General features: G+C 42.5%; 26 protein-coding genes. 7 read left to right on the top strand and 19 right to left on the bottom strand.

Translation table 11 applies throughout. From position 1 onward, the window contains the following. The first annotated feature begins 48 nt into the window (after positions 1-48). Positions 49-1,110 (top strand): sporulation integral membrane protein YtvI, encoded by a 1,062-nt coding sequence (ytvI, locus tag ACXQIQ_RS05130; protein ID WP_439299835.1) that lies wholly within the window; start codon positions 49-51, stop codon positions 1,108-1,110. 165 nt (positions 1,111-1,275) lie between these two features. Here the strand turns inward: ytvI and ACXQIQ_RS05135 are convergent, their stop codons facing one another. From ACXQIQ_RS05135 to cyoE, 6 genes are all read right to left on the bottom strand, one after another. Then, positions 1,276-2,472, bottom strand: a complete 1,197-nt coding sequence (locus tag ACXQIQ_RS05135) for a GNAT family N-acetyltransferase (protein WP_439299834.1) — start codon at positions 2,470-2,472, stop codon at positions 1,276-1,278. Positions 2,473-2,616: 144 nt separating this feature from the next. After that, positions 2,617-2,949, bottom strand: coding sequence for a cytochrome C oxidase subunit IV family protein (locus ACXQIQ_RS05140; protein WP_439299833.1), 333 nt, complete (start codon positions 2,947-2,949; stop codon positions 2,617-2,619). A 3-nt stretch (positions 2,950-2,952) separates the two neighbouring features. Then, positions 2,953-3,573: a cytochrome (ubi)quinol oxidase subunit III gene (locus ACXQIQ_RS05145; RefSeq protein ID WP_439299832.1), complete on the bottom strand. Its 621-nt coding sequence runs from the start codon at positions 3,571-3,573 to the stop codon at positions 2,953-2,955. After that, a complete protein-coding gene (gene ctaD, locus ACXQIQ_RS05150; protein ID WP_439299831.1) occupies positions 3,573-5,432 on the bottom strand; it encodes a cytochrome c oxidase subunit I in 1,860 nt (619 codons plus the stop codon). Before ctaD ends, ACXQIQ_RS05145 begins: the two co-directional genes overlap by 1 nt. A 36-nt stretch (positions 5,433-5,468) precedes the next feature. Continuing rightward, positions 5,469-6,518, bottom strand: coding sequence for a cytochrome c oxidase subunit II (gene coxB, locus ACXQIQ_RS05155; protein ID WP_439299830.1), 1,050 nt, complete (start codon positions 6,516-6,518; stop codon positions 5,469-5,471). Positions 6,519-6,606: 88 nt separating this feature from the next. Continuing rightward, positions 6,607-7,545 (bottom strand): heme o synthase, encoded by a 939-nt coding sequence (cyoE, locus tag ACXQIQ_RS05160; RefSeq protein WP_439299829.1) that lies wholly within the window; start codon positions 7,543-7,545, stop codon positions 6,607-6,609. Positions 7,546-7,880: 335 nt separating this feature from the next. Here cyoE and ACXQIQ_RS05165 point away from each other — a divergent pair, with 335 nt between their 5' ends. After that, a complete protein-coding gene (locus tag ACXQIQ_RS05165; protein WP_439299828.1) occupies positions 7,881-8,768 on the top strand; it encodes a COX15/CtaA family protein in 888 nt (295 codons plus the stop codon). Between the two features lie 193 nt (positions 8,769-8,961). Here the strand turns inward: ACXQIQ_RS05165 and pyc are convergent, their stop codons facing one another. The 5 genes from pyc to glsA all read right to left on the bottom strand — a co-directional run bounded on the left by pyc (position 8,962) and on the right by glsA (position 15,683). Beyond that, positions 8,962-12,399: a pyruvate carboxylase gene (gene pyc / locus ACXQIQ_RS05170; protein WP_439299827.1), complete on the bottom strand. Its 3,438-nt coding sequence runs from the start codon at positions 12,397-12,399 to the stop codon at positions 8,962-8,964. 15 nt (positions 12,400-12,414) lie between these two features. Beyond that, on the bottom strand, positions 12,415-13,614 hold the full coding sequence (gene ftsW / locus ACXQIQ_RS05175; protein ID WP_439299826.1) for a putative lipid II flippase FtsW: 1,200 nt from the start codon (positions 13,612-13,614) through the stop codon (positions 12,415-12,417). Between the two features lie 101 nt (positions 13,615-13,715). Next, positions 13,716-14,189, bottom strand: coding sequence for a site-2 protease family protein (locus tag ACXQIQ_RS05180; protein WP_439299825.1), 474 nt, complete (start codon positions 14,187-14,189; stop codon positions 13,716-13,718). 197 nt (positions 14,190-14,386) lie between these two features. Then, positions 14,387-14,653 carry a YlaN family protein gene (locus tag ACXQIQ_RS05185; protein ID WP_439301930.1) on the bottom strand — a complete coding sequence of 89 codons (267 nt, stop codon included), beginning with the start codon at positions 14,651-14,653 and terminating at the stop codon, positions 14,387-14,389. A gap of 100 nt (positions 14,654-14,753) precedes the next feature. Then, positions 14,754-15,683, bottom strand: coding sequence for a glutaminase A (gene glsA, locus ACXQIQ_RS05190; protein ID WP_439299824.1), 930 nt, complete (start codon positions 15,681-15,683; stop codon positions 14,754-14,756). A gap of 141 nt (positions 15,684-15,824) precedes the next feature. On the opposite strand from glsA, the gene ACXQIQ_RS05195 reads away from it, so the two are divergent. Continuing rightward, positions 15,825-16,319, top strand: a complete 495-nt coding sequence (locus ACXQIQ_RS05195; RefSeq protein ID WP_439299823.1) for a peptidyl-prolyl cis-trans isomerase — start codon at positions 15,825-15,827, stop codon at positions 16,317-16,319. 138 nt (positions 16,320-16,457) lie between these two features. Then, positions 16,458-17,081, top strand: a complete 624-nt coding sequence (locus ACXQIQ_RS05200; protein WP_439299822.1) for a YhcN/YlaJ family sporulation lipoprotein — start codon at positions 16,458-16,460, stop codon at positions 17,079-17,081. A gap of 41 nt (positions 17,082-17,122) precedes the next feature. Here the strand turns inward: ACXQIQ_RS05200 and ACXQIQ_RS05205 are convergent, their stop codons facing one another. Continuing rightward, positions 17,123-17,584, bottom strand: coding sequence for a pyridoxamine 5'-phosphate oxidase family protein (locus ACXQIQ_RS05205; RefSeq protein ID WP_439299821.1), 462 nt, complete (start codon positions 17,582-17,584; stop codon positions 17,123-17,125). A gap of 159 nt (positions 17,585-17,743) precedes the next feature. Here ACXQIQ_RS05205 and ACXQIQ_RS05210 point away from each other — a divergent pair, with 159 nt between their 5' ends. Next, the gene (locus ACXQIQ_RS05210; RefSeq protein WP_226551330.1) at positions 17,744-17,944 is read left to right on the top strand and encodes a YlaI family protein; all 201 of its coding nucleotides are present in this window, start codon (positions 17,744-17,746) and stop codon (positions 17,942-17,944) included. A 1-nt stretch (position 17,945) separates the two neighbouring features. On the opposite strand, the gene ACXQIQ_RS05215 is transcribed toward ACXQIQ_RS05210, so the two are convergent. Genes ACXQIQ_RS05215 through typA form a run of 3 tightly spaced genes read right to left on the bottom strand, consistent with a single transcriptional unit; the run spans position 17,946 to position 20,458 of the window. After that, entirely contained in the window at positions 17,946-18,215 is a 270-nt protein-coding gene (locus tag ACXQIQ_RS05215; protein ID WP_439299820.1) for a hypothetical protein, read from the bottom strand. A 57-nt stretch (positions 18,216-18,272) separates the two neighbouring features. Further along, positions 18,273-18,587 (bottom strand): YlaH-like family protein, encoded by a 315-nt coding sequence (locus ACXQIQ_RS05220; RefSeq protein ID WP_439299819.1) that lies wholly within the window; start codon positions 18,585-18,587, stop codon positions 18,273-18,275. A gap of 23 nt (positions 18,588-18,610) precedes the next feature. Then, positions 18,611-20,458 (bottom strand): translational GTPase TypA, encoded by a 1,848-nt coding sequence (typA, locus tag ACXQIQ_RS05225; RefSeq protein ID WP_439299818.1) that lies wholly within the window; start codon positions 20,456-20,458, stop codon positions 18,611-18,613. Between the two features lie 141 nt (positions 20,459-20,599). On the opposite strand from typA, the gene ACXQIQ_RS05230 reads away from it, so the two are divergent. After that, positions 20,600-20,788, top strand: a complete 189-nt coding sequence (locus ACXQIQ_RS05230) for a DUF5325 family protein (protein WP_226551335.1) — start codon at positions 20,600-20,602, stop codon at positions 20,786-20,788. Between the two features lie 56 nt (positions 20,789-20,844). Here the strand turns inward: ACXQIQ_RS05230 and ACXQIQ_RS05235 are convergent, their stop codons facing one another. From ACXQIQ_RS05235 to ACXQIQ_RS05245, 3 genes are all read right to left on the bottom strand, one after another. Then, on the bottom strand, positions 20,845-21,324 hold the full coding sequence (locus tag ACXQIQ_RS05235; protein ID WP_439299817.1) for a GNAT family N-acetyltransferase: 480 nt from the start codon (positions 21,322-21,324) through the stop codon (positions 20,845-20,847). Beyond that, positions 21,321-22,088 carry an inositol monophosphatase family protein gene (locus ACXQIQ_RS05240; RefSeq protein ID WP_458026092.1) on the bottom strand — a complete coding sequence of 256 codons (768 nt, stop codon included), beginning with the start codon at positions 22,086-22,088 and terminating at the stop codon, positions 21,321-21,323. Before ACXQIQ_RS05240 ends, ACXQIQ_RS05235 begins: the two co-directional genes overlap by 4 nt. Before the next feature lie 117 nt (positions 22,089-22,205). Next, the gene (locus tag ACXQIQ_RS05245; protein WP_226551340.1) at positions 22,206-22,394 is read right to left on the bottom strand and encodes a hypothetical protein; all 189 of its coding nucleotides are present in this window, start codon (positions 22,392-22,394) and stop codon (positions 22,206-22,208) included. A 245-nt stretch (positions 22,395-22,639) separates the two neighbouring features. Between ACXQIQ_RS05245 and ACXQIQ_RS05250 the strand changes: the two genes are divergently transcribed. After that, entirely contained in the window at positions 22,640-23,281 is a 642-nt protein-coding gene (locus tag ACXQIQ_RS05250; protein WP_439299815.1) for a YktB family protein, read from the top strand. 299 nt (positions 23,282-23,580) lie between these two features. Here the strand turns inward: ACXQIQ_RS05250 and ACXQIQ_RS05255 are convergent, their stop codons facing one another. Further along, entirely contained in the window at positions 23,581-24,540 is a 960-nt protein-coding gene (locus ACXQIQ_RS05255; RefSeq protein WP_439299814.1) for an NAD(P)H-dependent flavin oxidoreductase, read from the bottom strand. Positions 24,541-24,709 lie beyond the last annotated feature (169 nt).

Here is a 24,709-nt window from a genome sequence, read left to right on the forward strand (position 1 = left end):
TTACCCATATAATATATAGTAAGGAGTACAAGGGGAAGGGGGACTATATTGAAACAACTGACACCACGTAAACGTTGGATCGTTTATACATTGATTACACTTATCATTGCAGCACTATTCATCTGGATTTTACCGATTTCTCTCCCGATCGTCTTCGCCCTTTTAACAGCGTTTTTCTTAGAACCTGCCGTGAGGATGTTACAGAATCGGTTCTCCCTCAAACGAAATTTTTCTGCTTTCATCGTCTTCATGCTTTTTGTCATTTTAATGGGGATGGGCAGTTATCTTCTCGTTACGAAGGTTGTTACCTCAGCAATCAATTTCATCGAAAATTCTCCGATGTATATTTCTGAAGTGAACAATGTCTGGGATGATATTGAGCAAAATTTTGAAAAAGCTGCACAAGACTTGCCAGAGGAATTCGTCATTGAAATCAATAATCAAGTTAATCAGTTCTTGGAATCGATCAGGGGAAAATTACTTGAAAAAAATTATGTCGAGACGCTTACATCTCTTGTATCGCTAATACCGAGTTATTTAGTGAGCATCATCGTCTATTTGATCACCCTATTTTTGTTCCAATTGGAATTTCCTCGCTTGCGCCGTCAATTCTATTCTCATCTGACAGAAAAGACAGCTGAGAAAGTGCATTTTATGACAACTAGACTATCTTATGTTGTCTTCGGCTTCATGAAGGCGCAATTTCTCGTGAGTATCGTCATCTTCATCGCTGCGTTGGTCGGTCTTTACATTATCGTGCCGGATGTAGCCTTATTGATGGCTTTCATCATTTGGATCATTGATTTCATACCGATTATCGGATCCATTGTGATTCTTGGCCCCTGGGCTATTTATTACTTATTGATCGGCAACATTGTCCTTGGGACAAAGTTAGCTGTTTTAGCAGTCATTCTTCTGATCATCCGAAGAACAGTCGAACCGAAAGTGATGGGACACCATATCGGTCTATCAGCGCTTTCTACACTAATCGCTATGTATCTTGGTTTGAAACTGCTTGGACCAATAGGCTTTATTGTCGGTCCACTCATTTTGATCCTGTTCAATTCAGCGAAAGAAGCGGGTATCGTCAAAACGAATTTTAAAATATGAAAAAGGTGACCTGAACGTTACGAGCTAAGCTTCGGAAACGTCGGTCACCTTTTTTAGTTTTGTGTGACAGGCGAGACCAAGCCTTTTGTAGGTCGAGCCTTAGTTGCCCTTATACTGAAGAAAGTATTTTGTACTTTCTTCAGTATAAGGGCAACAAAGTTTATCTTAAAAGAAGTCATACAAAAACGGTTTGTGGGAGCCGATCAACTTTTCCAACCGCTCGATTTCCGTCTTGCTACCTGAGATCCACCCTTGCTCTGCTAATTCTGATGGTCGCATACAGTGGAAGAACATTGTTGATAAAGCATTGATATCACATAAGACCCCTCTCTTGGGCTCTTGTGTACAGCTGCTGTGGTCCTTAGGTGGAATATGCTCTACTTCATTCTCAGCATCCTCATTCATTCTAACGATGAAAACCCCATTGTTCCATTCAGCGAATGAATCCGTCACTTGGAAGATGAAGGGCTTTTCATCTACAGGCTTTTGAAAAGGATATTCTTTCAAGAATTTTTCGACATCAACGATCCGGCTCATAAAATAAGAACTGATTTCTTGTTTGATTTTAGGGTCCGACATCCAAAACGCAAAGCTCTCATGGACAGGTGGGTGTATCGTAATCTTATCCACCATCGAATCGTGATTGGAAACATAATCAATCATCGCCCGTTTAGCTTCACCATTCAGATTGATCCACTCCTCAATCTCCATATGCTCTTTTTTGACTTTATAGATCATATATCCCTGATCGACTCCATTGACGTCCTGATAGACGGCTACGATCTCTCTCTCGTTAGGTAGAATGGATTGTTTCCACCATAACTCAGATCGCTTCAACATCCCTGAATAGTCTTCTGCATATCGTTCATACATCGCATTCAATCGTTCGATATCATGATTGATCCGGAATACTCTTCCTGAATAGTCCAGTTTCCTCTTCGGTAACTGTACTGGCTTGATTTCATATTTCATCACTTGATGGGTCATCTCCCATCCATAATTCCGATAGAACGCAAAAGAAAAAGGATGCAGCATAGAAACATATTGTCCTTTCTCCTTCATGACTTCAAGTGATTTCCTCATGAGCGCTTTAATATGACCTTTCCTTCGGTGTTCTGGCCATGAAGCAACTCCAGCGATTCCACCCATCGGCATTTGCTTTCCAGCAAGCCAGATTTTCATCGGATGAATGGTCAATTTCGAAGCCATTTCTTCCCCTTCGTACAGTGCCCAGCAATTTTCCAGCTCCAACAACGATTTGCGATTCTCTACATCCTCATCCGACAACTCATATTGGAATGCAAATTCTCCCATCCGTAAAAAATCTCTGAATTCATCATCTCGTATCGTTCTGATTTCCATATGTAATGTGTACCCCCTTGTTGATCCCTCTCCACTAATATTTCACCAGAAGAGCTGAAAACCCTTTATCCAGCTTAGTTAATAAGCTTCGTTTGAACTAAAAAAGGTTGACCCTGAATTCAGGATCAACCTTCTTGTGCCAAACTACCAGATAAGTCCCATCAATGTACCGACAGTGATGACAGCGATCAAAAGACCACTTGCAATTCCCCACATTGGGAATTCATGTCCTTTATGTCCTAGATGCATCCAAACGTAAAGTTGGAAAAACACTTGAACAGCTGCTAGTACCAGGATGAATAGAATGGCAACTTTGTTAGAGACAGCATCGCTCGCTATCGCTGCAAACGCTACGATCGTCAACAAGATCATCATAACGAAAGATACATTATGTTGACGACGTTCTTGCTTCAACTTGATTTTCTTCTGCAAGGACGTGTGGTGATGGACAGATTTTGTTTCTTCGTGACTAGCCATCAATTACCCCACCTTTCCCATTAGATATACGACTGTGAAGATGAATACCCATACAACGTCGACAAAGTGCCAGTATAAAGCGAAAAGGTAATACTTCGGCGAGTTGTAGAGCGTCAATCCTCGTCCGCGGTTACGTACAAGCAAGGCGGTGATCCAAAGGACTCCGAAAAGAACGTGTCCTCCGTGGAAACCGACAAGCGTATAGAACGCAGATCCGAAGGCACCTGAAGTAAAGGTGTGTCCTTCATGTACATAATGCACAAATTCATAAATCTCTAGGCCAAGGAACCCAACTCCAAGTAACAGTGTTACAAAGAACCAGCCTCTCATGGCCTTAACTCTATTTTCCTTCAAAGCCAGAACGGCATACACACTCGTCAAACTACTTGTAAGTAGAATCATTGTCGCGATGAAAACAATCGGTAATTGGAAGATTTCAGATGCTTCTGGACCTTTACCGAATGAGTTACGCAACCCTAAATAAGTTCCGAACAATGTCGCAAATAATACAGTTTCTCCACCTAAAAACAACCAGAATCCTAAAAACTTGTTTTTACCTTCGAGAGTTGCTTTTTCAGGGGATTCAGGGAAGTTTTGATCCGTTAAGCGTTGCCCTACGTCCATTATGCATCAACCCCCTTGTTCTCTTTCAGTAAATCTTCTTTATGGATATGATAACCATGATCGTCGATCCATGATCTTAAGAACATACATACAAGACCGATCCCAATACCGCCAATTACCGCAATCAATGCCGGTAAACCTAATGTATTGATGTAAATGAACCCTAGTCCCGCAATGAAGAATCCTAAGGACATGACAAACGGCAAGATTGAATTGTTCGGCATGTGGATGTCACCAATCGGTTCTGCTGGTGTCATTCCTTTGTTTCCTGCCATTTTCTCAATCCATAATGCATCCAATCCACGAACTAGTGGAGTTTGCAAGAAGTTATAGTGAGGAGTCGGGTTCGGCATCGCCCATTCAAGCGTACGGCCATCCCATGGATCTCCACTCACTTTCTCACCTTTAGCATGCGTAACGAAGATGTTGATGACGAATAGGATCGTCCCGATTGTCATTCCTATGGCACCTATCGTACTGATGAAGTTCAATGAACCAAGTTCGAACTCTTCTGGATAAGTGAAATAACGACGTGGCATACCCATCAACCCTAAGAAGTGCTGAGGGAAGAACGTCAAGTGGAATCCAATGAAGAATGTCCAGAAATTCCATTTTCCAAGCGTTTCATTCAACATCACACCGAACATTCTTGGATACCAGTAATAAAGTCCAGAGAATAGTCCGAGAATCAATCCACCAACGATAACGTAGTGGAAGTGAGCGACTACGAAATAGCTATCATGATATTGATAGTCTGCTGGAGCTGCAGCAAGCATGACCCCTGTCACTCCACCCATAACGAATGTCGGGATGAATCCTACTGAGAAAAGATTCGCTGTTGTAAAACGGTTTCTACCGCCCCACATCGTGAAGATCCAGTTGAAAATCTTAACCCCGGTAGGAATCGCGATCGCCATCGTCGCTACTGCGAAAATGGAGTTCGCTACTGGTCCCAATCCAACTGTGAACATGTGGTGGGCCCAAACCATGAATCCTAAGAAACCGATCAATACGGTAGCGAATACCATTGCGCTATAACCGAATAGACGTTTCTTAGCAAATGTTGCTACTACTTCTGAAATAATACCGAATGCCGGTAAGATCAGAATGTATACTTCCGGGTGACCGAAGATCCAGAAGATGTGCTCCCAGATGATCGCGTTACCACCCATATTGGCATCAAAGAAATTCGCTTCGAAAATACGGTCGAACATCAATAGGAAGAATCCGATTGTCAAAGCTGGGAAAGCAAATAGAATAAGTCCAGAAGTTACGAATGCTGTCCAAGTGAACAATGGCATACGCATGAACGTCATTCCAGGCGCTCTCATGTTAATGATCGTTACGAGGAAGTTGATTCCCCCCATTAACGTACCTGCACCAGAGATCTGCAATCCTAGTACATAAAAGTCGACTCCGTGACCGCTAGATTGCGTAGATAGCGGCGCATAAGCCGTCCATCCGGCATCCGGAGCGCCACCTAGGAACCAACTAAGGTTAAGTAATACTCCTCCGAAGAAGAATAACCAGAAACCTAATGAGTTAAGAAATGGAAAGGCTACGTCTCGAGCCCCTATCTGCAGTGGTACGACAGCATTCATAAATGCAAAGATGATCGGCATGGCTGCCAGGAAGATCATCGTTGTACCGTGCATCGTCAATACTTGGTTATAAAGGTCCCCTGTCAAGAATGTCATTTCTGGACCCATCAATTGAATACGGATCAATAAAGCCTCTAAACCCCCGACTAAGAAGAAGAACCCGCCGGAAATGAGGTATAGAATTCCAATTTTCTTATGGTCGACTGTCGTAAGCCAATCCCATAAAACGCTTTTATTCGCTGCATATGCGTTACTCACGATTGTACCTCCTTTTTAAAGCGATTGAAACTACGCTTACTCAGCGGTTTTAAGTTCCAATAGGTAATCAGCTAGTGCATCTAACTGTTGTTCATTGAAATTGAAGTCCGGCATGTTGTTACCAGGCTTGATGTCTTGTGGATCGTTAATCCACTTTTTGATGTTATCTTTGTTATGTTCAAGGATCCCAGCAACTTTTTCGTTGTCAGCAAATCCAGTCAATGCTGGTCCTACATTACCACCTTTATCGCCAACTGCATGGCATGAAAGACAGTTGTTTTCAAAAATCTTTTGGCCTTCAGCGACTTGAGATGGTGCATCATCATACTTCGTGTTTTTCATGCTTTCCATCCAAGCATCGAACTCTTCTTTTTCAAGAACTTTAACTTTGAAATACATCAAAGCATGTGAGTCTCCGCAAAGCTCAGCACATGCACCTTGGAAGGTACCTGTCTTTTCTGGGTGAAGCCACATTGTGTTCTCAAGCTTATCTCCAGGGTTGGTATCCATCTTACCGGAGATCGTCGGAATCCAGAAAGAGTGGATAACGTCTGCGGAAGAAAGGTTCACATTCACTCGCTCGTCAACTGGAAGGTAAAGCTCTTGAGAAGTGATAACACCTTGATCTGGGTATTCAAACTCCCACCAATACTGGTGTGCTGTAACATTGATCGTCATAGGTCCTTCCTTATCACCGGAAGCATCCTTCGATTCTTCAGCACTCTTCTCACTAACAGCCAAATCGAAAGTCGTCATGACTGTCGGTACAGCAAGTACCAGTAGCAATACAATCGGAATAGCAGTCCAAAGAACCTCTAGAAGATGGTTCCCTTCGACTTGCTCAGGAATTGTATCGTCACCTTTACGTTCTCTGAATTTCACCAATACATATCCAAATAGAATAAATACGATTACAAGCACGACAACCATGATGGCAAGACTTAGGATCATAAGATCAAAAAGAGCACTTGCCCCTTTACCTTGTGGTTGTAATGCAGATAACTGAGGGTTTCCACAACCCATTAAGCCAAGCATCAGAATTCCGAACAATGGAATAATGCGCCCGATTCGTAGCCATCGTTTCATTACTAAATCATACCCCGCTTTCTCTGTTGTACTAAAGAACGAATTTTACAAATTAAAAATATGTAATCGCCAGAGGGCGTGTCCACCCTTAGCGATTGACGATAATCATAACCACGAACATGATGGTCAAATAGTTCAAGGAATAGACGAACATCATTCTAGCCCACTTGATATCATCCTTCATGAAGAATCCTGAGATACCAAGAGCTAACCATCCAAGTCCGAGAACCGCGGCAACGATCACGTAGACGATGCCGAAGTGATACAGGTATAAACTTACCGGAAGCAACGCTGCTACATAAACTACCATCTGCCGCTTCGTCATTTTAAAACCTGATACAACAGGAAGCATAGGAATTCCGGCTTTGCGGTACTCTTCACATCTTTTCATTGCTAATGCCAAGAAGTGAGGAGGCTGCCATAAAAACATAATCAAGAACAAATGCCATGCTGTCATATGCAGGTTCGGATCAACTGCTGCCCAACCAATCAGTGGCGGGATTGCGCCAGAAATTCCACCAACAACCGTATTAATGGAGTGCGTACGCTTCAACCACATCGTGTAAACGATAACATACACAAAGAGTCCTATCACACCAAGGAGTGCAGCCATCAAGGAGGCGAACATCAATAGCAATGTTCCGATTGCTGACAAAATGATCCCAACCCACAATACCTGATTGGCATCAATCTTGCCTGTTACGGTCGGACGTTCATGCGTTCTTTCCATCAAATGATCGATATCACGATCGATATAGTTGTTCAGACTACATCCCCCAGCAATCACAAGTGCTGAACCTAGTAGGGTCAACAATGCTGTCGGAATGTTTGCGATCAAACTGGACTCAGTGACTTTCAATGCGATCCAGAAACCAGCGAATGTCGTAATGAGGTTCGACATGACGATCCCCATTTTTGCGAGTGTCAGGAAATCTTTCCAAGTACCAGTCGGATTAGCTTCTGATAAAGGTCCTGGCTCCATCACTCGGCTTGATGCTTCATAAGTTGTCGTATTCGTTTTGCTCATGCTTCCACCTCCTTTAAAAAGCTCTATTTCCATATCTTACATCAATCATAAGCGTAAGGAAAACACCTATTCTAATTTATCAGTAAATAGGCTCCGTGAAAACAAGTTTTCGTAAATTGTCTATGGTTGTTCACATTTATAATGATTTGCTTCCAAGACATATGTTACGATATTCACGATTGAAATGTCCTTTAACATTATAAACGAATTCAATAGTTTTGTATACTTACATAAGACTCCATTCGACATTAGAACTTAGTTTCTCTTATACGATATAATCTATGCTTCTATAATATAAATCTAATGGTGTACTACTTTGTGAGAAGGTGTCGACGATGAATCGAATTTTGAAAATATATGGAATCTTGACCAGCTTCGGTATGCTCATGGTCCTCCTTATGGGAGCCATCGTAACGACGACAGGATCCGGAGAAGGTTGTGGCAACTCATGGCCATTGTGCTATGGAGAAGTACTCCCTACCCAACCTGAATTAGAGACCATCATTGAATACAGCCATAGAATTGTGTCGGCTGCTCTTGGATTGATGGTCATAGTTCTAGCAGTCTGGTCATGGTTAACAAATCGAAAATCAAAAGAAGTGAAAGTATTAGCCATCCTATCGGTCTTCTTTATCGTATTCCAAGGACTGTTAGGAGCAGCAGCTGTCGTATGGGGGCAATCTTCTTTCGTGCTCGCCCTTCATTTCGGCTTCTCACTGATCTCATTTGCAAGTGTCGTCCTATTGACGGTCGTCATCTTCCAGGGCGAGAAAGGGAGAGTCGTACTGAAGATCGATCGCGGCTTCAGGTGGAATGCTTACTTTCTTTTCATCTATTTATATACACTGGTTTATACCGGTGCACTGGTCAGACATACGAAAGCGAGCCTAGCATGTTCCGGATGGCCTCTATGTAACGGACAAATATTACCACCTACGAATGAATTGGAACTGATCCATTATAGTCATCGGTTCATGGCTGGACTATTCTTCGTATGGGTATTACTCAGTTTCATCCAAATTCGCATGTATTACAGAGACGTCCCTACACTCTATCGTTCATTCTTGATCCTTCTGATCTTAGTTTCCATGCAAGTCACGACAGGAGCACTGATCATCTTTACGAAATTGAATCTATTTATAGGATTAGCACACGGCTTATTCGTTTCTCTACTCTTTGCGACATTAAGTTATTTGATCATGGTACTCCTCCGAAAGTCTTGATTATCGGTAAAATGAAAAGAAACACGCGTCGTAGGACGCGTGTTTTTTCATGTCTTTCGGAATCCGATCCTCTAGCGGGTACTCAGATTTTGGGTTTGGTTTTTTCAGTACCTGCTAGAGCTTCCAGCAGGAACTCATATCTCTTTCTCACAAAAAAAACCATCTGGCCCGCGGCCAGATGGTTCATTTTAGATTAGCTCAACTCTATAAGTAGGTCTCCTGGTTGGAGAGTGTCTCCATTTTTCACATGGAGGTCTTGAATTTCTGCATCAAACGGAGCTTGGATCGTCGTTTCCATCTTCATGGCTTCAGTGATCATCAAGTGATCACCTTTTTTGACAGACTCCCCTTTTTCCACAAGAACCTTGATGACTGTACCAGGCATAGATGCACCGATATGTTTTTCATTGGACTTATCAGCCTTCGGTTTTGTCACGACATTCGTTTTCACATTTTCGTCTCGGACGACAACTTCACGAGGTTGACCGTTCAATTCGAAGTATACGGTTCTCGTTCCATCAATTTGTGGTTCTCCAATGGAAACCAACTTCACAATCAATGTTTTTCCTTGCTCGATTTCGATCTCAATCTCTTCGCCTAAGCGCATTCCGTAGAAGAAAGTTGGCGTATCGAGCACGCTCACATTTCCGAACTGCTCTTCCATTTTCTCACGGTCCATGTATACCTTAGGATAAAGGGCATAGGAAATGAGGTCGTGACTCGTAACTTGACGATTGAGTTTATGATAGAGAACTTCTTTCAGCTCTTGGAAATCGACCGGCTCTAGCATTTCACCAGGTCGCACCGCTAGCGGCTCTCTTCCTTTCAAAATGACCTGTTGTAATTCTCTTGGGAAGCCTTGATGTGGTTGGCCTAAATACCCTTGGAACATTTCCACAACAGAGTCAGGGAAGTCGAGTGATTCACCTTTTTCAAAGATATCATCCTCAGTCAGTTCATTTTGAACCATATAGAGCGCCATGTCTCCAACTACCTTGGAAGATGGTGTTACTTTAACGATATCACCGAATAGGTCATTGACTCGGCGGTACATTCGTTTCACTTCATCCCAACGATGGCCGAGTCCGACTGCTTTCGCCTGTTGTTGCAGGTTACTATATTGGCCACCTGGCATTTCATGTTCATACACTTCTGTATGTGGTGCATTCATACCACTTTCGAAGCCCTGGTAATACTTACGCACATCTTCCCAATAATGCGAGAGTTCTTCTAGGTTATGGATGGAAACCTTCGGCTGTCTTCCGCTACCTTCCAATGCATAGTACAAGGAATTTGCACTCGGTTGAGAAGTCAGCCCAGACATTGCACTGATCGCCACATCGACGATATCGACTCCCGCTTCGACTGCTTTCGCATATGTCATGATTCCGTTACCACTCGTATCATGCGTATGAAGATGGATCGGAATATTGATTTCTTGTTTCAATGCAGAAATCAGTTCGTAAGCTGCTTGAGGCTTCAAGAGCCCAGCCATATCCTTGATTCCTAAAATATGAGCGCCAGCCTGTTCCAACTCTTTCGCCATTGAAACATAATAGTTCAAGTCATATTTCGGTCGGTTCGGATCCAAAATGTCTCCTGTGTAACAGATTGCTGCTTCTGCTACTTTTCCAGTTTCGCGGACAGCTTCGATCGCCACTTTCATGCCATCGATCCAGTTGAGACTGTCGAAGATCCTGAATACATCAATACCTGCATCTGCAGATTTTTCAACGAACTCCTTGATTACATTGTCCGGATAGTTTTTATATCCAACCGCATTCGATGCTCTCAACAGCATTTGGAAAAGGACGTTCGGTGATTTCTTCCGCATTTGAATCAATCGTTCCCATGGATCCTCATTCAAGAACCGGTATGCAACATCGAATGTCGCTCCACCCCACATCTCTAACGAGAACAATTCCGGTACATGTCTTACAGTTGGTTCTGCAATCTGAAGCAAGTCATTCGTACGAACACGGGTTGCTAACAAGGATTGATGAGCGTCCCGGAAAGTCGTGTCCGTCAACAGGACTTCCTCTCTCGATTTAATCCAGTTCGTCAGTCCTTCTACACCTTCACGATCTAAGATCTGCTTGGTACCTTCCTTGATCGGATCTGTATAGTTCACATATGGAATTCTAGGTTTATTGAATGCAGGTTTCTTTTGAACGCCTAACCCTGGGAAACCGTTGACCGTGACATTCGCAATATACGAAAGCATTTTCGTACCCCGGTCTTTCCGTTTAGGGAAAACAAACAATTCTGGAGTAGTGTCGATGAACGCTGTATTGTATTCACCTGATACGAACTGTTCATGCTTGATGACATTCTCCAAGAAGGCGATGTTCGTTTTGATTCCACGGATACGGAATTCTCTTAAGTTCCGGACCATCTTGGATGCAGCTTGTTCGAAAGTCAGAGCCCATGTGGAGAGTTTTACAAGCAACGAATCGTAATGCGGCGTGATGATCGCTCCCTGGAACCCGTTCCCTGCATCAAGTCGTACTCCGAAACCTCCACCGGTACGATAGGCCATGATTTTCCCTGTATCAGGCATGAAGTTGTTGGCAGGGTCTTCAGTTGTAACACGTGCCTGGATTGCCACTCCGTGACAAGCAATTTTGTCCTGGGTCGGGATGGACAACGGGCTGTCATACAGCTTGTATCCTTGTGCAATCATAATTTGGGATTGGACGATATCAATCCCTGTTACCATTTCAGTTATCGTATGTTCAACTTGCACACGAGGGTTCACTTCGATGAAATAGAAAGAACCATCTTGCGCGACAAGAAATTCAACTGTTCCAGCATTCACGTATTGTACATTGTTCATCAATTTGACTGCAGCAGCACAAATCTCTTCACGTTTTTCGTCTGTTAGGGAAACACTTGGAGCAACTTCGACGACTTTTTGATGACGACGTTGGACAGAACAGTCTCTATCATACAAATGCACAATATTACCGTGTTCGTCTGCGACAATTTGAACCTCGATATGTTTTGGGTTCTCTACGAATTTTTCTACATAGATTTCATCTTTACCAAATGCTGCTTTGGCTTCTGATTTTGCGCGGTCGTATGCATCTTCAAGTGATGCCATATTGCGGACGATCCGCATTCCACGTCCTCCGCCTCCGAGCGTAGCTTTGATGATGATCGGGAATCCGTTTTCTTTCGCAAAGCTTCTCACTTCTTCAACTGTCTCAACTGGTCCATCACTTCCAGGAATGACTGGAATGTCAGCTTTTATCGCTTCAGCACGTGCACGGACTTTATCTCCGAACATGAGCAGGTGTTCAGTTTCAGGACCTATGAATTTGATGCCTTCCTCGCCACATCTTTTGGCGAAATGGAGGTTTTCAGATAAGAATCCGTAACCAGGATGGATCGCATCCACTTCATAACGCTTCGCAACTTCAATAATCCCTTCGATATCCAGGTATGCATCAATCGGTTTCTTGCCTTCACCGATCAGGTAAGCTTCGTCTGCTTTGTATCGATGGAAAGACCCGGAGTCTTCCTTGGAATAGACTGCAACTGTACGAATATTCAATTCCGTACATGCCCGGAAAATCCGGATCGCGATTTCTCCACGGTTGGCAACTAGAATTTTGTTGATCTTTTGCATATAAGTGATTCCTCCTTATTGAGATACACGTTGTTGTGATACGACTCTCAGCTTCGTCCGTTGTTGTGATGATGGGATCGAATGATTGGCTGGAGGTGATTGCTCTTTACGGTATTTTACGAACATGGATATATTGACTAGAATTCCTACACTCATCATCAAGAGGATCAGTGACGAGCCTCCGTAGCTGATAAAAGGTAGTGTAACACCAGTGACAGGAAGTATGCCAGAAGCAGCTCCCAGATTGACGATCGTTTGAATTCCGATCATACCGGAAATCCCGATCGACAGAAGACTTCCGAATGCGTCTTTACAATGCAATCCTGTGTACATCCCTTTGAAGACGATATACATCAACATGAGAATGATCACAAATACACCGGCAAAACCAAGTTCTTCAGCGACAATCGTAATGATGAAGTCTGTATGCGGTTCAGGCAAGAAGCCATACTTTTGTATGCTTTGACCTAAGCCTTTACCGAACATCCCACCTGTTCCGAGTGCCAAATAACCATTGATCAATTGAAATCCCGAATCTGTCGGATCTTCAAATGGACGATATGCTGCGGAAAAACGGGACAATTGTTCGCTACTTAAGAAAAACTTGAAAGCGATGAACCCGAGAAAAAAGAGTACCGAGCTCATGATCGTAAGATGCTTCCATTTCATCCCTGAACAGAATAGGATGACTCCTGCCGTCATCGCCACAATCATCATACTTCCCAAATCGGGTTGGATGAAGATGAGGAAACAAACGAGAGACAAGACGATTAATGGAGGTGCTACACCTGTCTTGAAATCGGATATGTAACTCTGTTTTTTTGAGAAAACAGACGCCAAATACAATATGATCCCCAATTTCGCATACTCTGCCGGTTGGATACTGAAGCCCCCGACGGAAAACCAGGATCTTGCATTGTTGACTTCATTACCGAAAAAGTAGACTGCGACCAATGACAGTAGCATCGTGACCGTAATGGGCACAATCAATTTTTGATACATTTTATACGGCAGGATCATGAACACGGAAAATACGATGATACCAAGAAACACCCATATCAAATGCTTGTTGAAGAAGTGATCACTGCTTCTTCCATACTTCGTCACCGCTTCGATCATGCTTGCACTATAGACCATCACAAGACCGATGGCACATAAAGCAAGTACGATCGCAATCATCGTATAATCATAGTTTTTAAACATTTTTTTTAGCATGTTTGCCAACCCCACATAAATCTTTATTAAGAAACTATTCGAGTCAAAAAACCGATTTCCTTCCACATACCACTAAATCATTTATTCGAGCTCTCAGGAATTCAATGTGCTGTTTTTCTCTTGATGACTTTCCATAAGCTTTCAAATACGATCCATCCATCTGATTTTTTCCCCTTGATTTGAAAAGGAATCAAGTTGCCGATGGCTATCCAGATATTGATGAATGCAAACAACGAAACAAGGGCTTCAGATAGATCCCCTTGCAGCGTATTCAATATCAAATAAGCATAAAGTGCTAATACAAGGTTGACCAGTGGACCATTCAACGAAATGAGCAATCGCTGGAAATCACCTGTCTGATCTGAACCTCGCGAAATCGTATAGGCACCTAAAAAAAAGAATAGACCGACTTCTATATGTAAAGAAGGTCGATGGATTTTCATAATGACAGGTCCCAATCCCATGCGAATCTCGGACGCTTTAATCCCTGTCATACGAGCAGTTATGTAGTGACCCATTTCATGTAAAAAGGTCGAAATCGGGAATAAGATCAAGATGACGATAATCGGGATCATCTACGCACCTCCTTCGGTGGTCTCTTCAACATCGTACCATACGAATATCGGTCATAAAGTTAAAATTACTTGTCAATTTCGGAGAAAAGGGCGATATGACCTCATAAAAAAACTCAAGCTGGAATCCACAGCTTGAGTTTTATTTATCCATCAATGTTCAACTGGAGCATAGTCCAGGGTTCACTGATATCAAAGTCTTATTTAGACCAGGCATCGTGTAAAGCTGTAAGCTGACGTTCAAGCGATTCTAATAATGCTTTCCCTTGTTCAGCTTCAATCAATTCTAAACGCACTGCAAAATCTATCTCTCTGGAAAGTCCGAACATTTGAGTATCGAGTACTTCCTCATAGAGAGGGCATTGCGGCATCGTTAAGTTTTCCATCTGAACTTCAATCAACTTTAGGATTTTTTCTGCATCAGCCTGCAATAGGGCAAATGCTTTTTCACGATGACCGGTAACCATCTCAGTCGACAAATCGAATCCCTCCGTTCCAAGTGCCTCTCTCTATTACTAATAGTATCGTTTCATACCCGAAAATGCAACATAAATCAGACGTCTCACATTAAAATATACTTAAATCATAGCGTTGAGATAACATTTCCAAAAGCTTCACTCCTCCGATGCTATTTCCTTTATCATTCAGCGCCGGACCATACACGCCGACACCCATCGATGGAGGTACCAAACCTAAAATCGCACCTGACACACCACTTTTTGATGGAATCCCCACTTGAATCGCAAATTCACCTGAAGCGTTATACATCCCGCAAGTAACCATGAACGTCTTGACGATCGTTGCAATCCTAGCCGGTAATATCCTTCTGTTACTTTGAGGATCGAGCCCTTTATTTGCCAAAACGGCTCCGATTCTCGCGAGGTCGTAGCATGTTACTTGTATCGCACACTGTTTCGTGTATAGATCGATGAGTTCGTCTACATCCCCTTCTACAACACCATGCTGTTTCATGAAATAGCAAAGAGATCGATTCAAATTCGCTGTTTCATATTCAGATTGTGCGACCTCATGATCGATATCAATGTCAGAGTTGTTGGTCATGTCGTGAATGATTGAAAGGAGCCTCCCTAACTTCTGATGAACAGAATTTCCTGCGATCATATCCGTCACCACAAGCGCTCCTGCATTGATCATAGGATTAAGAGGCTTTGCAGGTACTTGTGTCTCCAGTTTCGCAATCGAGTTGAAAGGGTCACCAGTCGGTTCCATTCCAACTCTGCTGAAAACCTCCTCTTCCCCTCTATCCATGATTGCAAGTGCAAGGGTAAGGACTTTCGAAACACTTTGCAGAGTGAACTTCTTTTCTACATCCCCAGCCTTTACGCAACGACCATCTGTGTAATATAGTGCCATGGAAAGGTCATTCTGATCCGCTCTTTCCAGCGCTGGTATATAACTTGCTACTTTCCCTTGTCCCGTATAGTTTCGAGCACGTTCCACTAGTTCCAATAATTCTTCATCCGTTTCACAATACATTGTTGTCTCGCCACCTCCACATGTCACAATCTAGTTATCGGTCTTTTTGCATGGTAACACTTATTAGTACTATACCCTAATGTGACAAAATGAAGATGGAACGATATACTTAGTACGAATTTTTTATTAGGAGTGAGATACATGGAATCCATCGTATTCATAAAAGGTAATGTCAACTTTCCGATCACACTTGATCCGGGTGTATGGATATTCGATGATCGAAAGGTTGATTTGAACACATATTTTGATGAAAAACCATTGGAAGCGGAAGATCATTATGCAAAAGAAGTTGCAGAGCATTGGGACCGAGAACGAAGAGATGGGGCAAGAGGACCCGTCAATACGAATCAAAACAAAATCCAATATGATAAACAGGAACTATTCTCAAAATCCTACGGAATTCCTTTTGTAAGCTTTCTCGACAACTCAGAGCCGAAAGAGGATGCGTCGGAAGTTGAACTTTGCACCTCTGAGAACGAGACAAGAACACTGCCACTCGAAGAAGCAAGAGCTGGAATTCTCGGGTTTTCACTGGACGGCAAACCGCTGAAAGACGGCCCGGTCCACTTCTACTTCGGTGATGGATCCAACCGTGAAAATCCGATTCGTCACATCGTACAAATCAATGTTAAATAGGACGTACAAAGGAGCTGATCCAATGCATTTGGAGAGGCTTCTTTTTTCATCCTCTTTTACTGTATGTCCGTTTGTATAAAGATAGAAGATTAAACGAAGAATAACGGTAACTTGATATACACGAAAGGATGTTCAGCCTTGCGTAATATTCCTCGTTTATTGATACTATCTTCATTCCTGATACTCATTTCTTGCCAGAACAACCAGCAAGATGAAAGTATAGCGAACGATACCAAGCCGATCGAAGTTCGACAGAGTGTAGAATATAACAAAGAAGAACGTAAAAGTTCCAGACAGATTTCCAAGCGGCTCGTCGAGCTTTCGATGAAAGTTCCTGATGTAAAAGATGCAACAGCTGTGGTCGTAGGTAAATACGCAATCGTAGGGATCGATGTGGACGATAACTTGGATCGTTCAAGAGTAGGATCGATCAAATACAGTGTTGCTGAGGCTTTGCAACATGATCCGTACGGTGCGAATGCAGCCATTACTGCAGATCCGGATATCTTCACACGTTTACAAGAGATGGGCAAGCAAATTGCTGAAGGTAAACCGATTGGCGGCATCATGGAAGAGTTGGCAGCGATCACTGGAAGGTTGATTCCTGAAGTCCCAGGACAATTGAACAAAAAAGAACCGGATCCTATCCGGAAGAATGATAAAAACCTGCCACAAAACAAAGAAAATGAATTGCAGAATCAACAAGAAAAGCAAGGAAAGAGCAAACCAAGCGACCCTGATCGCGTCAAAGAGCAACAATAATAAAAGAAGGTGACCGAAATGGTCACCTTCTTCTTTGTATGTTATTTCGCTTTTTCTTTAAGTGCGTTCATGACCTGCTTATCCAACTTTGCAGCTGCCTGAGCATCATATGTTTTTTCATATTGAGGGGGTTGCGCGATTTTCGCACCATAAAACATCGCATCTCGAATTTCATATATTTTCACTTTGATCATCGCAAGTTTGATTGGTACTGAATCCATATGTTCTTCAATCACTTCGGCAGTCCCGTTGATGACAGACGTCGTTTCATCCCCTATGAAGGTGATCGATACATTTTCATTTTCGTAAACATTGCGTACCGCTTTGGAACGGTTATCGACCGCAAACAAAATCGTTTCCATGTCAGGTGCATATACCCAAGAGATCGCATTCACATATGGGGTATGTGCCACAGGGTCGACAGTATTCACAATCACATAGCATTCTTTCTGCAATAACTGGAATTGCGTTTCATTCAATGAAGATACACTTTTCGTCGCCATACCGAACAGCTCCTTTCACGTATCAGGTGTGCAGTTGATTTCAAAGTATCACTTCCGTATACCTTTACCTTCGACAGAAATCTTATTATCCCTGCTGCTGCATGATTTATACACACCGGGATATTCGTGGTATACTTGTCCTAGAAAGAGGTGGATATCATGCGTGTCAAATGTGTCCTATGTGATAAAATCGAAAAACTAAAAGACGAAAGCCCATTGGCTAAGAAACTGCGGAACAGACCGATACACACCTATATGTGTCAATCATGTCATCATCGGATAAAAGAAAGAACAGAAGAACGAAAAGCATCGGGAAATTTCATCATCTATAACGATTCATCCAAGGAAGAAACCTGGTAAGTCAGTTATACTTCGGTTCAGACTCTATTGAATCGTATAGAGCATCAATCAACTCGATAGGGAATTGCTTCTGATGAGAAGTCCCTTCAATGGAGTAATGGATGATATACATCGGCGGTTTCGTCTCTACTCTTAAATCTTCAACGAGATGATCTTCTGTCAACATTTCCTCGAAGAAATCCAATGTGTCTTTTGCAGCTTGATCGTCTTGCCTTTCATCAGCAACCCTTTTGATGCTCAACCAATTGTATAACGTATCTTGAAGGTTCATAAGATGCTCCCCTTTCCAAAGATAGTAAAACAGCTCAGTCGCAACTGAGCTGTTTTTTTATTCGCTTTGTTCCTTTTTGTGCTGGTTCAGACGCACTTTATAAATGATCAATATCGCCGCTGCCACCATCAAGCCTTCCGTTACAGGCAGGAAGACAGCGAAGAAGGTTAGAAACGTACAGCCTAATGCAAGGAAAACGTAAACGACTACAGCTTTCAGTACCGGAAGTTTCCTTGAAAATCCTAACTTGAAAACCACAATCGAAAGCAATAAGACTGTCAGATACAAGAACCACATCCCGAGCTCCGGGTTCTGGTCCACTTGATATAATCTTGCAAAGAATTGAAGACGTTCATTGACATCGACACTCATTCATACCGTCTCCTTTTCTCTTTTTAAGAATTCTGTTCAGCAAGCTTGCGTTTCTTCTCCAAACGCTCACGTTCATTCTTATCAAGAATCTTTTTACGTAGACGGATGGATTCTGGTGTCACTTCACAGTATTCATCATCGTTCAAGTACTCAAGCGCTTCTTCAAGGGTCATCACACGTGCTTTCTTCATTGAAACCGTGTTGTCTTTCCCTGCTGAACGCATGTTGGTCAATTGTTTCACCTTCGTAAGGTTGACTGTGATGTCATTCTCACGGTTGTGTTCTCCAACAATCATTCCTTCGTAAATGTCCGTACCCGGTTCTACGAAAATGGTTCCTCGATCCTCGACATTCAGGATGCCATATTGAGAAGCTTTCCCAGATTCCATGGATACGAGAACACCTTCTCTACGTCCACCGATTTTTCCTTGGATGACCGGCTGATAGCTATCGAAAGAGTGATTCAAGATTCCGTATCCTCTAGTGAGTGTCAAGAATTCAGTCGTATATCCAATCAATCCACGCGCTGGAACCAAGAATTCCAGTCGTACTTGACCGTTACCATGGTTCAACATGTTGACCATCTCACCTTTACGAGCACCTAGTGACTCCATGATCGCTCCAGTATGCTCTTCAGGTACGTCGATTTGTACTCGTTCTACAGGTTCACACTTTTGACCGTCGATTTCACGGATGATGACGACTGGCTTTGAAACCTGCAGCTCGTATCCTTCACGTCTCATGTTCTCAATCAGGATGGACAAGTGCAATTCTCCACGTCCTGAAACTGTCCATACATCTGGAGAATCCGTGTTTTCAACTCGCAGGCTGACATCCGTCTCCAATTGTTGATTCAATCTTTCTTCAATTTTACGGCTTGTCAGATACTTCCCTTCACGGCCTGCGAAAGGACTGTTATTGACAAGGAATGTCATTTGGATCGTCGGCTCATCGATACGCAAGATCGGTAATGCTTCTTGATGATCTTCTGGACAAACCGTTTCTCCTACGTTGATTTCTTCCATTCCGGAAATCGCAATCAGGTCACCAGACTTCGCTTCATTGATTTCAATTCGCTTCAATCCGAGGAAACCGAATAGCTTAGTGACACGGAATTTCTTGACTGATCCATCTATCTTCATCAATGCAACACTTTGACCGACTTTAATCGTCCCACGGAAGACACGACCAATTCCGATACGGCCAAGGTAATCATTGTAATCCAACAATGCCACCTGGAATTGTAATGGATCATTACTCGTATCAGCCGGTGCAGGGATATTATCTAAGATGGATTCGAAAATCGCACTCATATCATTTTCTTGTTTTTCTGGTTCTGGATCTTTACTTGCTGTCCCATTCAAGGCAGAAGCATAAACAACAGGGAATTCAAGTTGATCGTCGTCTGCACCGAGTTCGATGAACAGATCGAGCACTTCATCCACTACTTCTGTAGGGCGAGCGAACGGTCGGTCGATTTTATTGACGACAACAACCGGTGTCAACTTTTGCTCCAATGCCTTCTTCAGAACAAAGCGCGTTTGTGGCATACAACCTTCATAAGCATCCACAAGCAAGAGAACACCATCAACCATTTTCATGATCCGTTCAACTTCTCCACCGAAGTCTGCGTGTCCAGGTGTATCCATGATGTTGATTCGCTTGTCTTGATAGTTGATCGCTGTATTTTTCGCAAGAATCGTAATTCCGCGTTCCTTTTCTAAATCGTTCGAATCCATAGCACGTTCGCTGACTTGTTCATTCTCTCGGAATGTACCTGATTGGTGCAATAATTTATCGACCAATGTGGTTTTACCGTGGTCAACGTGGGCAATGATGGCTATGTTTCGAATTTCTTCTCGAAGATTCACTTCAAATCTCTCCTTAACGTGGGGAAATCCCCCTACTTATTCGTGTAAAACAAGTTCATATTCAACTTTTCTATTATAGCATAAAATGAAATCTTTTTCTTTCTTTGTATTTTCGATACACTAGAGAGAGGAGGTAAAGCAATGAACAAACAATCCTTAATATTCATCTTAATCTCTGTAGCGGTCACATTTTGCATCGCTTTGATCGGTGTTGCAATCGGTGAACAAAGCGGTTTATTAGCATTCATCGGATTTGCAGGTGCTTTCTTGTTGATGGGTGTAGGTTTCACATTGAAAAAGAAATTCAGAGAACAAGAAAAAAATTCTTGAGTAAAAAAACAGGGAACAATCTGTTCAATCAAACCCACAGATCATTCCCTGTCCTACTACTCTTCAATCGGTTTAGCCATCTTCAAATATTTCCTTCCGTTCTCCAAAACATCCAGACCTATTTGTTCAAATCCGCTTTTCCCGAGAAATTGAATCCAACCGATCCTGTCAAAAGGGCATCCCGCAAAGACGATCGGATAGCCGGATCGCGCCACCTGTCGGAGAATCTCTTCCAAGACTTTTATGCCATAACCTAGTCTTCTCAGCTCAGGTGCAATCATGACCATGCCGATCCATGGTTTAGTATTGGATGGAGCGTGAAGAATATGATGACTGAAGCCAATCAGACCGTCTTTATTGAACCAGACCAACCATTCACCATTATAGCGATCGTAAAGTGACATCCATACTTTGAGCCTCGCTGGACTCATTTCAATCGCCAACAATCCTTCTTCCTTGAGCCATTCTTCTGATTGTTCAAACCACTTCGATAGGACAGAGTGATCTTTTTCCTGTAGTCTTCTCGCTTGAATCATTTTTTATCATGTAAAAGATGTTCATCCAAAATGTATTGGTGCAAATTCTGTGTTCCTGCAAATATGGAATTCTTGCCAAGCATATCAAGCTCTTCCCCATCCAAGTTTGTAATCGTGCCGCCGACTTCTTCAATCAGAATCTTTCCGGCTGCAAAGTCCCAAGGTGATAACCGCATTGTAATATAAGCATCCAGACGACCCGCTGCAACGAAAGCCAGTTCAATGGCCGCCGAACCATAAGACCTCGTTCCTCGACATCGATCAACGATCGGGATCAGGATGGATGGGTCCATTCGTTTATTGCTCGTAATCCATGTCGCATTGATGGCGATGATCGACTTCTCAAGTTCTACATTTTGTAATTTTGGCAAGCGATGCTCATTCATATAGGCCCCATTCCCCTTGATGGCATGGAACATTTCATCATTGACGACATTATAGATCAGCCCGACTTTTCCTTCCCCTTCATGGTACACTGCAATTGAAATGGCGAAATTCGTTTGTTGATGGACAAAATTCATCGTTCCATCTATCGGGTCGATGATCCAAACGGTTCCTTCCATCGACTGTACATCATCTCCACTGCCTTCTTCCCCAAGGATCTGATGATCAGGATAATGTTTTCTGATTTTATCAATCAAGAAGGTTTCTACTTCTCTATCCATATTCGTCACTAAGTCATCCGCGTTCGACTTTGTCTCGATGGTCAATTGTTTCTTGAAGGATTCACGGATTACAGTCCCTGCCTCGTATGCCCAATCCATGGCATGATTACTAATATGATTCCAATCCGTTGCCACTTTGTCACTCCTCTATGTATTTTTTTATTCACAAAAAACGAACCCCATTAGTGTAGGTTCGTTCTATCCAATTTACAATTATTATGCCTCTAATTGTAACATTTCTTGTCTTAATCGTTCTAATTTTTTCTTTGACCTTTTGACCTGATCAGAATCTTTTGCGACGAGTGCATCGTGTAGAGTTGCCAATTCATAATCAATCTCTAACCGAAGAACTGGGATCCGGCGCTCCGCTTCTGTCTTTTTAAGCGTTTGAATCACTTGTTTCATGGTAACTCACACTCCTTTTCTTTTTTGAAAGCATTGGTTCATACTGATAGGGATCCAATCGGATGGGCGATTTGACTTACGACTCCAACTTGTATTATCATACTATTCTGAATATTTAAATAAATATTCCACATTCTTCAGGCTTCCCATATCCATATCACTTGATCGGAGCTATAATGTATCTGATTTTGATATGGATTATTCCTGTGGTAAACTCAATTTAATATTTCAACGAGGTGAATCACATGAGTTTCAATGGTTTCTCGAAAGACGATTTCAATGTATTTACAATCCAAGGATTAGAAGCAAGAATGGAAGGGATCCAAAACCATATCCGTCCTAAGTTAGAACAATTGGGTGAACATTTTGCTCCTACTCTTTCAGCAGCCACAGGTGAGGAAATGTACTATCATACTGCCAAACATGCACGGAGAACGGTCAATCCTCCTGATGATACATGGGTAGCTTTCGCGAATAGTAATCGAGGTTACAAGAAACTACCTCACTTCCAAATCGGTCTGTTCCAAAGCCATCTTTTCGTTTGGTTCGCGGTGATTTATGAGTCTCCCATCAAGCAGGAATTTGCTGATAAAATAGCAGATCACCAAAAGGAAATCTTAAAACAAATTCCGAATCATTACGTTTGGTCTACAGATCACACCAAACCAGATGCCATTCCACATACCGAAGTGGATGTGGACAAATTCAATGAAATGACTAAGCGACTGAAGGATGTCAAGAAAGCTGAATTACTTTGTGGTATTCATATTCCACATGACGATGAAATACTACAGGATGGAGAAGCTTTACTTTCAGAAATGGATCGCACTTTCCATACTCTGATGCCTTTATATGAATATGCCAGGGGCGTATATGTTTCTAGCTGATCCATTTAAAGTTAATGTATTATATTAACGGGTTGAATCGAACGTATAGGTATTTATCATTAGAAAACAAATAAATCTACAATTGGATGTTGTCCAGTAATCTTATGAAGAAGGCTGACTTTCAGATGGGGGTAAATTCCACCATTTGATGTCAGCCTCTTTTTCATGATAATTGGCATGAGGGAGGGTTTGGGTTGTCATTCTTGGATTTGATCTATAATTTCTGAATCTGATCTATAATGAAAAAAGCAGAGCCCCGTATGAGCTCTGCTTCCCCCAATTTTTCACCGGAAATTCATTCAGTTCCCCCATCTGTTCCTGATATCTTCGGCTTCAGTAAGGATTCGACTGAACAATTCCTCTACAGTCGGCACATCATTAATTCGGCCGATGATTTGGCCAGCCCAGCCGAACCCACGGTCGAGATTCCCTTCATTAGCAAAAGCTTGATTCGCTTTTCCAGATATGTAATCTTTGATTGCTTCATAGTTCGGTTCAACCTTTTCGATCTGCAAAATCTTTTCAGCCCATTCATTTCGGACGACTCGCCCAGGTGTACCTAATGATTTCTTGATGAGCATCGTATCTGTTTCATTTCCATTAATCAAGGCTTCTTTATAAACAGGATGTGCATGGGTACATTCCACAGTAGCGATGAACCTTGTTCCCATTTCAATGCCGTCTGCACCGAGAGCAAGAGCTGCCATCAAACCTCTTCCATCCCCTATACCTCCAGATGCTACAACTGGAATGGAGACACTGTCCACGACCTGAGGTGTGAGCACCATCGTACTGACATCTTCCTTTCCGATGTGCCCTCCACCTTCTTGTCCAACGACCATAACTGCATCTGCTCCAAGCTTTTCCGCTTTTACAGCTTGTCTTTTCGAAGCAACAAGTACGAGCTTTTTGACATCTATACCTTCAAGTTGTTCAAATACGGGCGTTGGGTTTCCACCGGTCATTGAAATGACTGGGACTGCTTCATCAATCGCTACCTGTAACATGTCTGAGAAAGGTCGACCATGTTGACCGATAGCGTAATTGACCCCGAATGGTCGATCCGTTTTTTGTTTCACATCCCTGATTTCTTTCCTCAACGCGTCTGGTGATGGGAGGGACATGGCTGTAATCTGACCTAATCCACCAGCGTTGGAGACTGCTGCGGCAAGCTCCGAATAGGCTAAATATGCCAAACCTCCTTGTATGATCGGATATTCGATGCCTAAAAGTGTCGTAAGTCGAGTTGTAAAGTTCATCCTCTCACTCCAGTCTTTTTTTATGTAGTTTCTTCCTATTCACCTGTACTGCCGCAAGAATGAAAAAAAAATTACTTGCAACCGGACGCAGATTTGATATACTTTGTCTTGTTTTATCATTCTATCATATGTTCGACGATTCATTATTTTATATAAATGAGGTGTACTG

This window comes from Pseudalkalibacillus sp. Hm43 (assembly GCF_054170705.1).

Bases quoted from the DNA above. Each gene is read 5' to 3' on its own strand.
- ACXQIQ_RS05255 (WP_439299814.1), bottom strand. From the start codon at position 24,540: ATGAACTTTACAACTCGACTTACGACACTTTTAGGCATCGAATATCCG.
- ACXQIQ_RS05180 (WP_439299825.1), bottom strand. From the start codon at position 14,189: ATGATCCCGATTATCGTCATCTTGATCTTATTCCCGATTTCGACCTTT.
- ACXQIQ_RS05250 (WP_439299815.1), top strand. From the start codon at position 22,640: ATGAGTTTCAATGGTTTCTCGAAAGACGATTTCAATGTATTTACAATC.
- ACXQIQ_RS05195 (WP_439299823.1), top strand. From the start codon at position 15,825: ATGGAATCCATCGTATTCATAAAAGGTAATGTCAACTTTCCGATCACA.
- coxB (WP_439299830.1), bottom strand. From the start codon at position 6,518: ATGAAACGATGGCTACGAATCGGGCGCATTATTCCATTGTTCGGAATT.
- ftsW (WP_439299826.1), bottom strand. From the start codon at position 13,614: ATGCTAAAAAAAATGTTTAAAAACTATGATTATACGATGATTGCGATC.
- ACXQIQ_RS05230 (WP_226551335.1), top strand. From the start codon at position 20,600: ATGAACAAACAATCCTTAATATTCATCTTAATCTCTGTAGCGGTCACA.
- glsA (WP_439299824.1), bottom strand. From the start codon at position 15,683: ATGTATTGTGAAACGGATGAAGAATTATTGGAACTAGTGGAACGTGCT.
- ACXQIQ_RS05140 (WP_439299833.1), bottom strand. From the start codon at position 2,949: ATGGCTAGTCACGAAGAAACAAAATCTGTCCATCACCACACGTCCTTG.
- ACXQIQ_RS05185 (WP_439301930.1), bottom strand. From the start codon at position 14,653: ATGGTTACCGGTCATCGTGAAAAAGCATTTGCCCTATTGCAGGCTGAT.
- ACXQIQ_RS05135 (WP_439299834.1), bottom strand. From the start codon at position 2,472: ATGGAAATCAGAACGATACGAGATGATGAATTCAGAGATTTTTTACGG.
- ACXQIQ_RS05145 (WP_439299832.1), bottom strand. From the start codon at position 3,573: ATGGACGTAGGGCAACGCTTAACGGATCAAAACTTCCCTGAATCCCCT.
- ACXQIQ_RS05210 (WP_226551330.1), top strand. From the start codon at position 17,744: ATGCGTGTCAAATGTGTCCTATGTGATAAAATCGAAAAACTAAAAGAC.
- ACXQIQ_RS05165 (WP_439299828.1), top strand. From the start codon at position 7,881: ATGAATCGAATTTTGAAAATATATGGAATCTTGACCAGCTTCGGTATG.
- ACXQIQ_RS05220 (WP_439299819.1), bottom strand. From the start codon at position 18,587: ATGAGTGTCGATGTCAATGAACGTCTTCAATTCTTTGCAAGATTATAT.
- ACXQIQ_RS05215 (WP_439299820.1), bottom strand. From the start codon at position 18,215: ATGAACCTTCAAGATACGTTATACAATTGGTTGAGCATCAAAAGGGTT.
- pyc (WP_439299827.1), bottom strand. From the start codon at position 12,399: ATGCAAAAGATCAACAAAATTCTAGTTGCCAACCGTGGAGAAATCGCG.
- cyoE (WP_439299829.1), bottom strand. From the start codon at position 7,545: ATGAGCAAAACGAATACGACAACTTATGAAGCATCAAGCCGAGTGATG.
- ACXQIQ_RS05205 (WP_439299821.1), bottom strand. From the start codon at position 17,584: ATGGCGACGAAAAGTGTATCTTCATTGAATGAAACGCAATTCCAGTTA.
- ACXQIQ_RS05245 (WP_226551340.1), bottom strand. From the start codon at position 22,394: ATGAAACAAGTGATTCAAACGCTTAAAAAGACAGAAGCGGAGCGCCGG.
- ACXQIQ_RS05235 (WP_439299817.1), bottom strand. From the start codon at position 21,324: ATGATTCAAGCGAGAAGACTACAGGAAAAAGATCACTCTGTCCTATCG.
- ACXQIQ_RS05240 (WP_458026092.1), bottom strand. From the start codon at position 22,088: ATGGATTGGGCATACGAGGCAGGGACTGTAATCCGTGAATCCTTCAAG.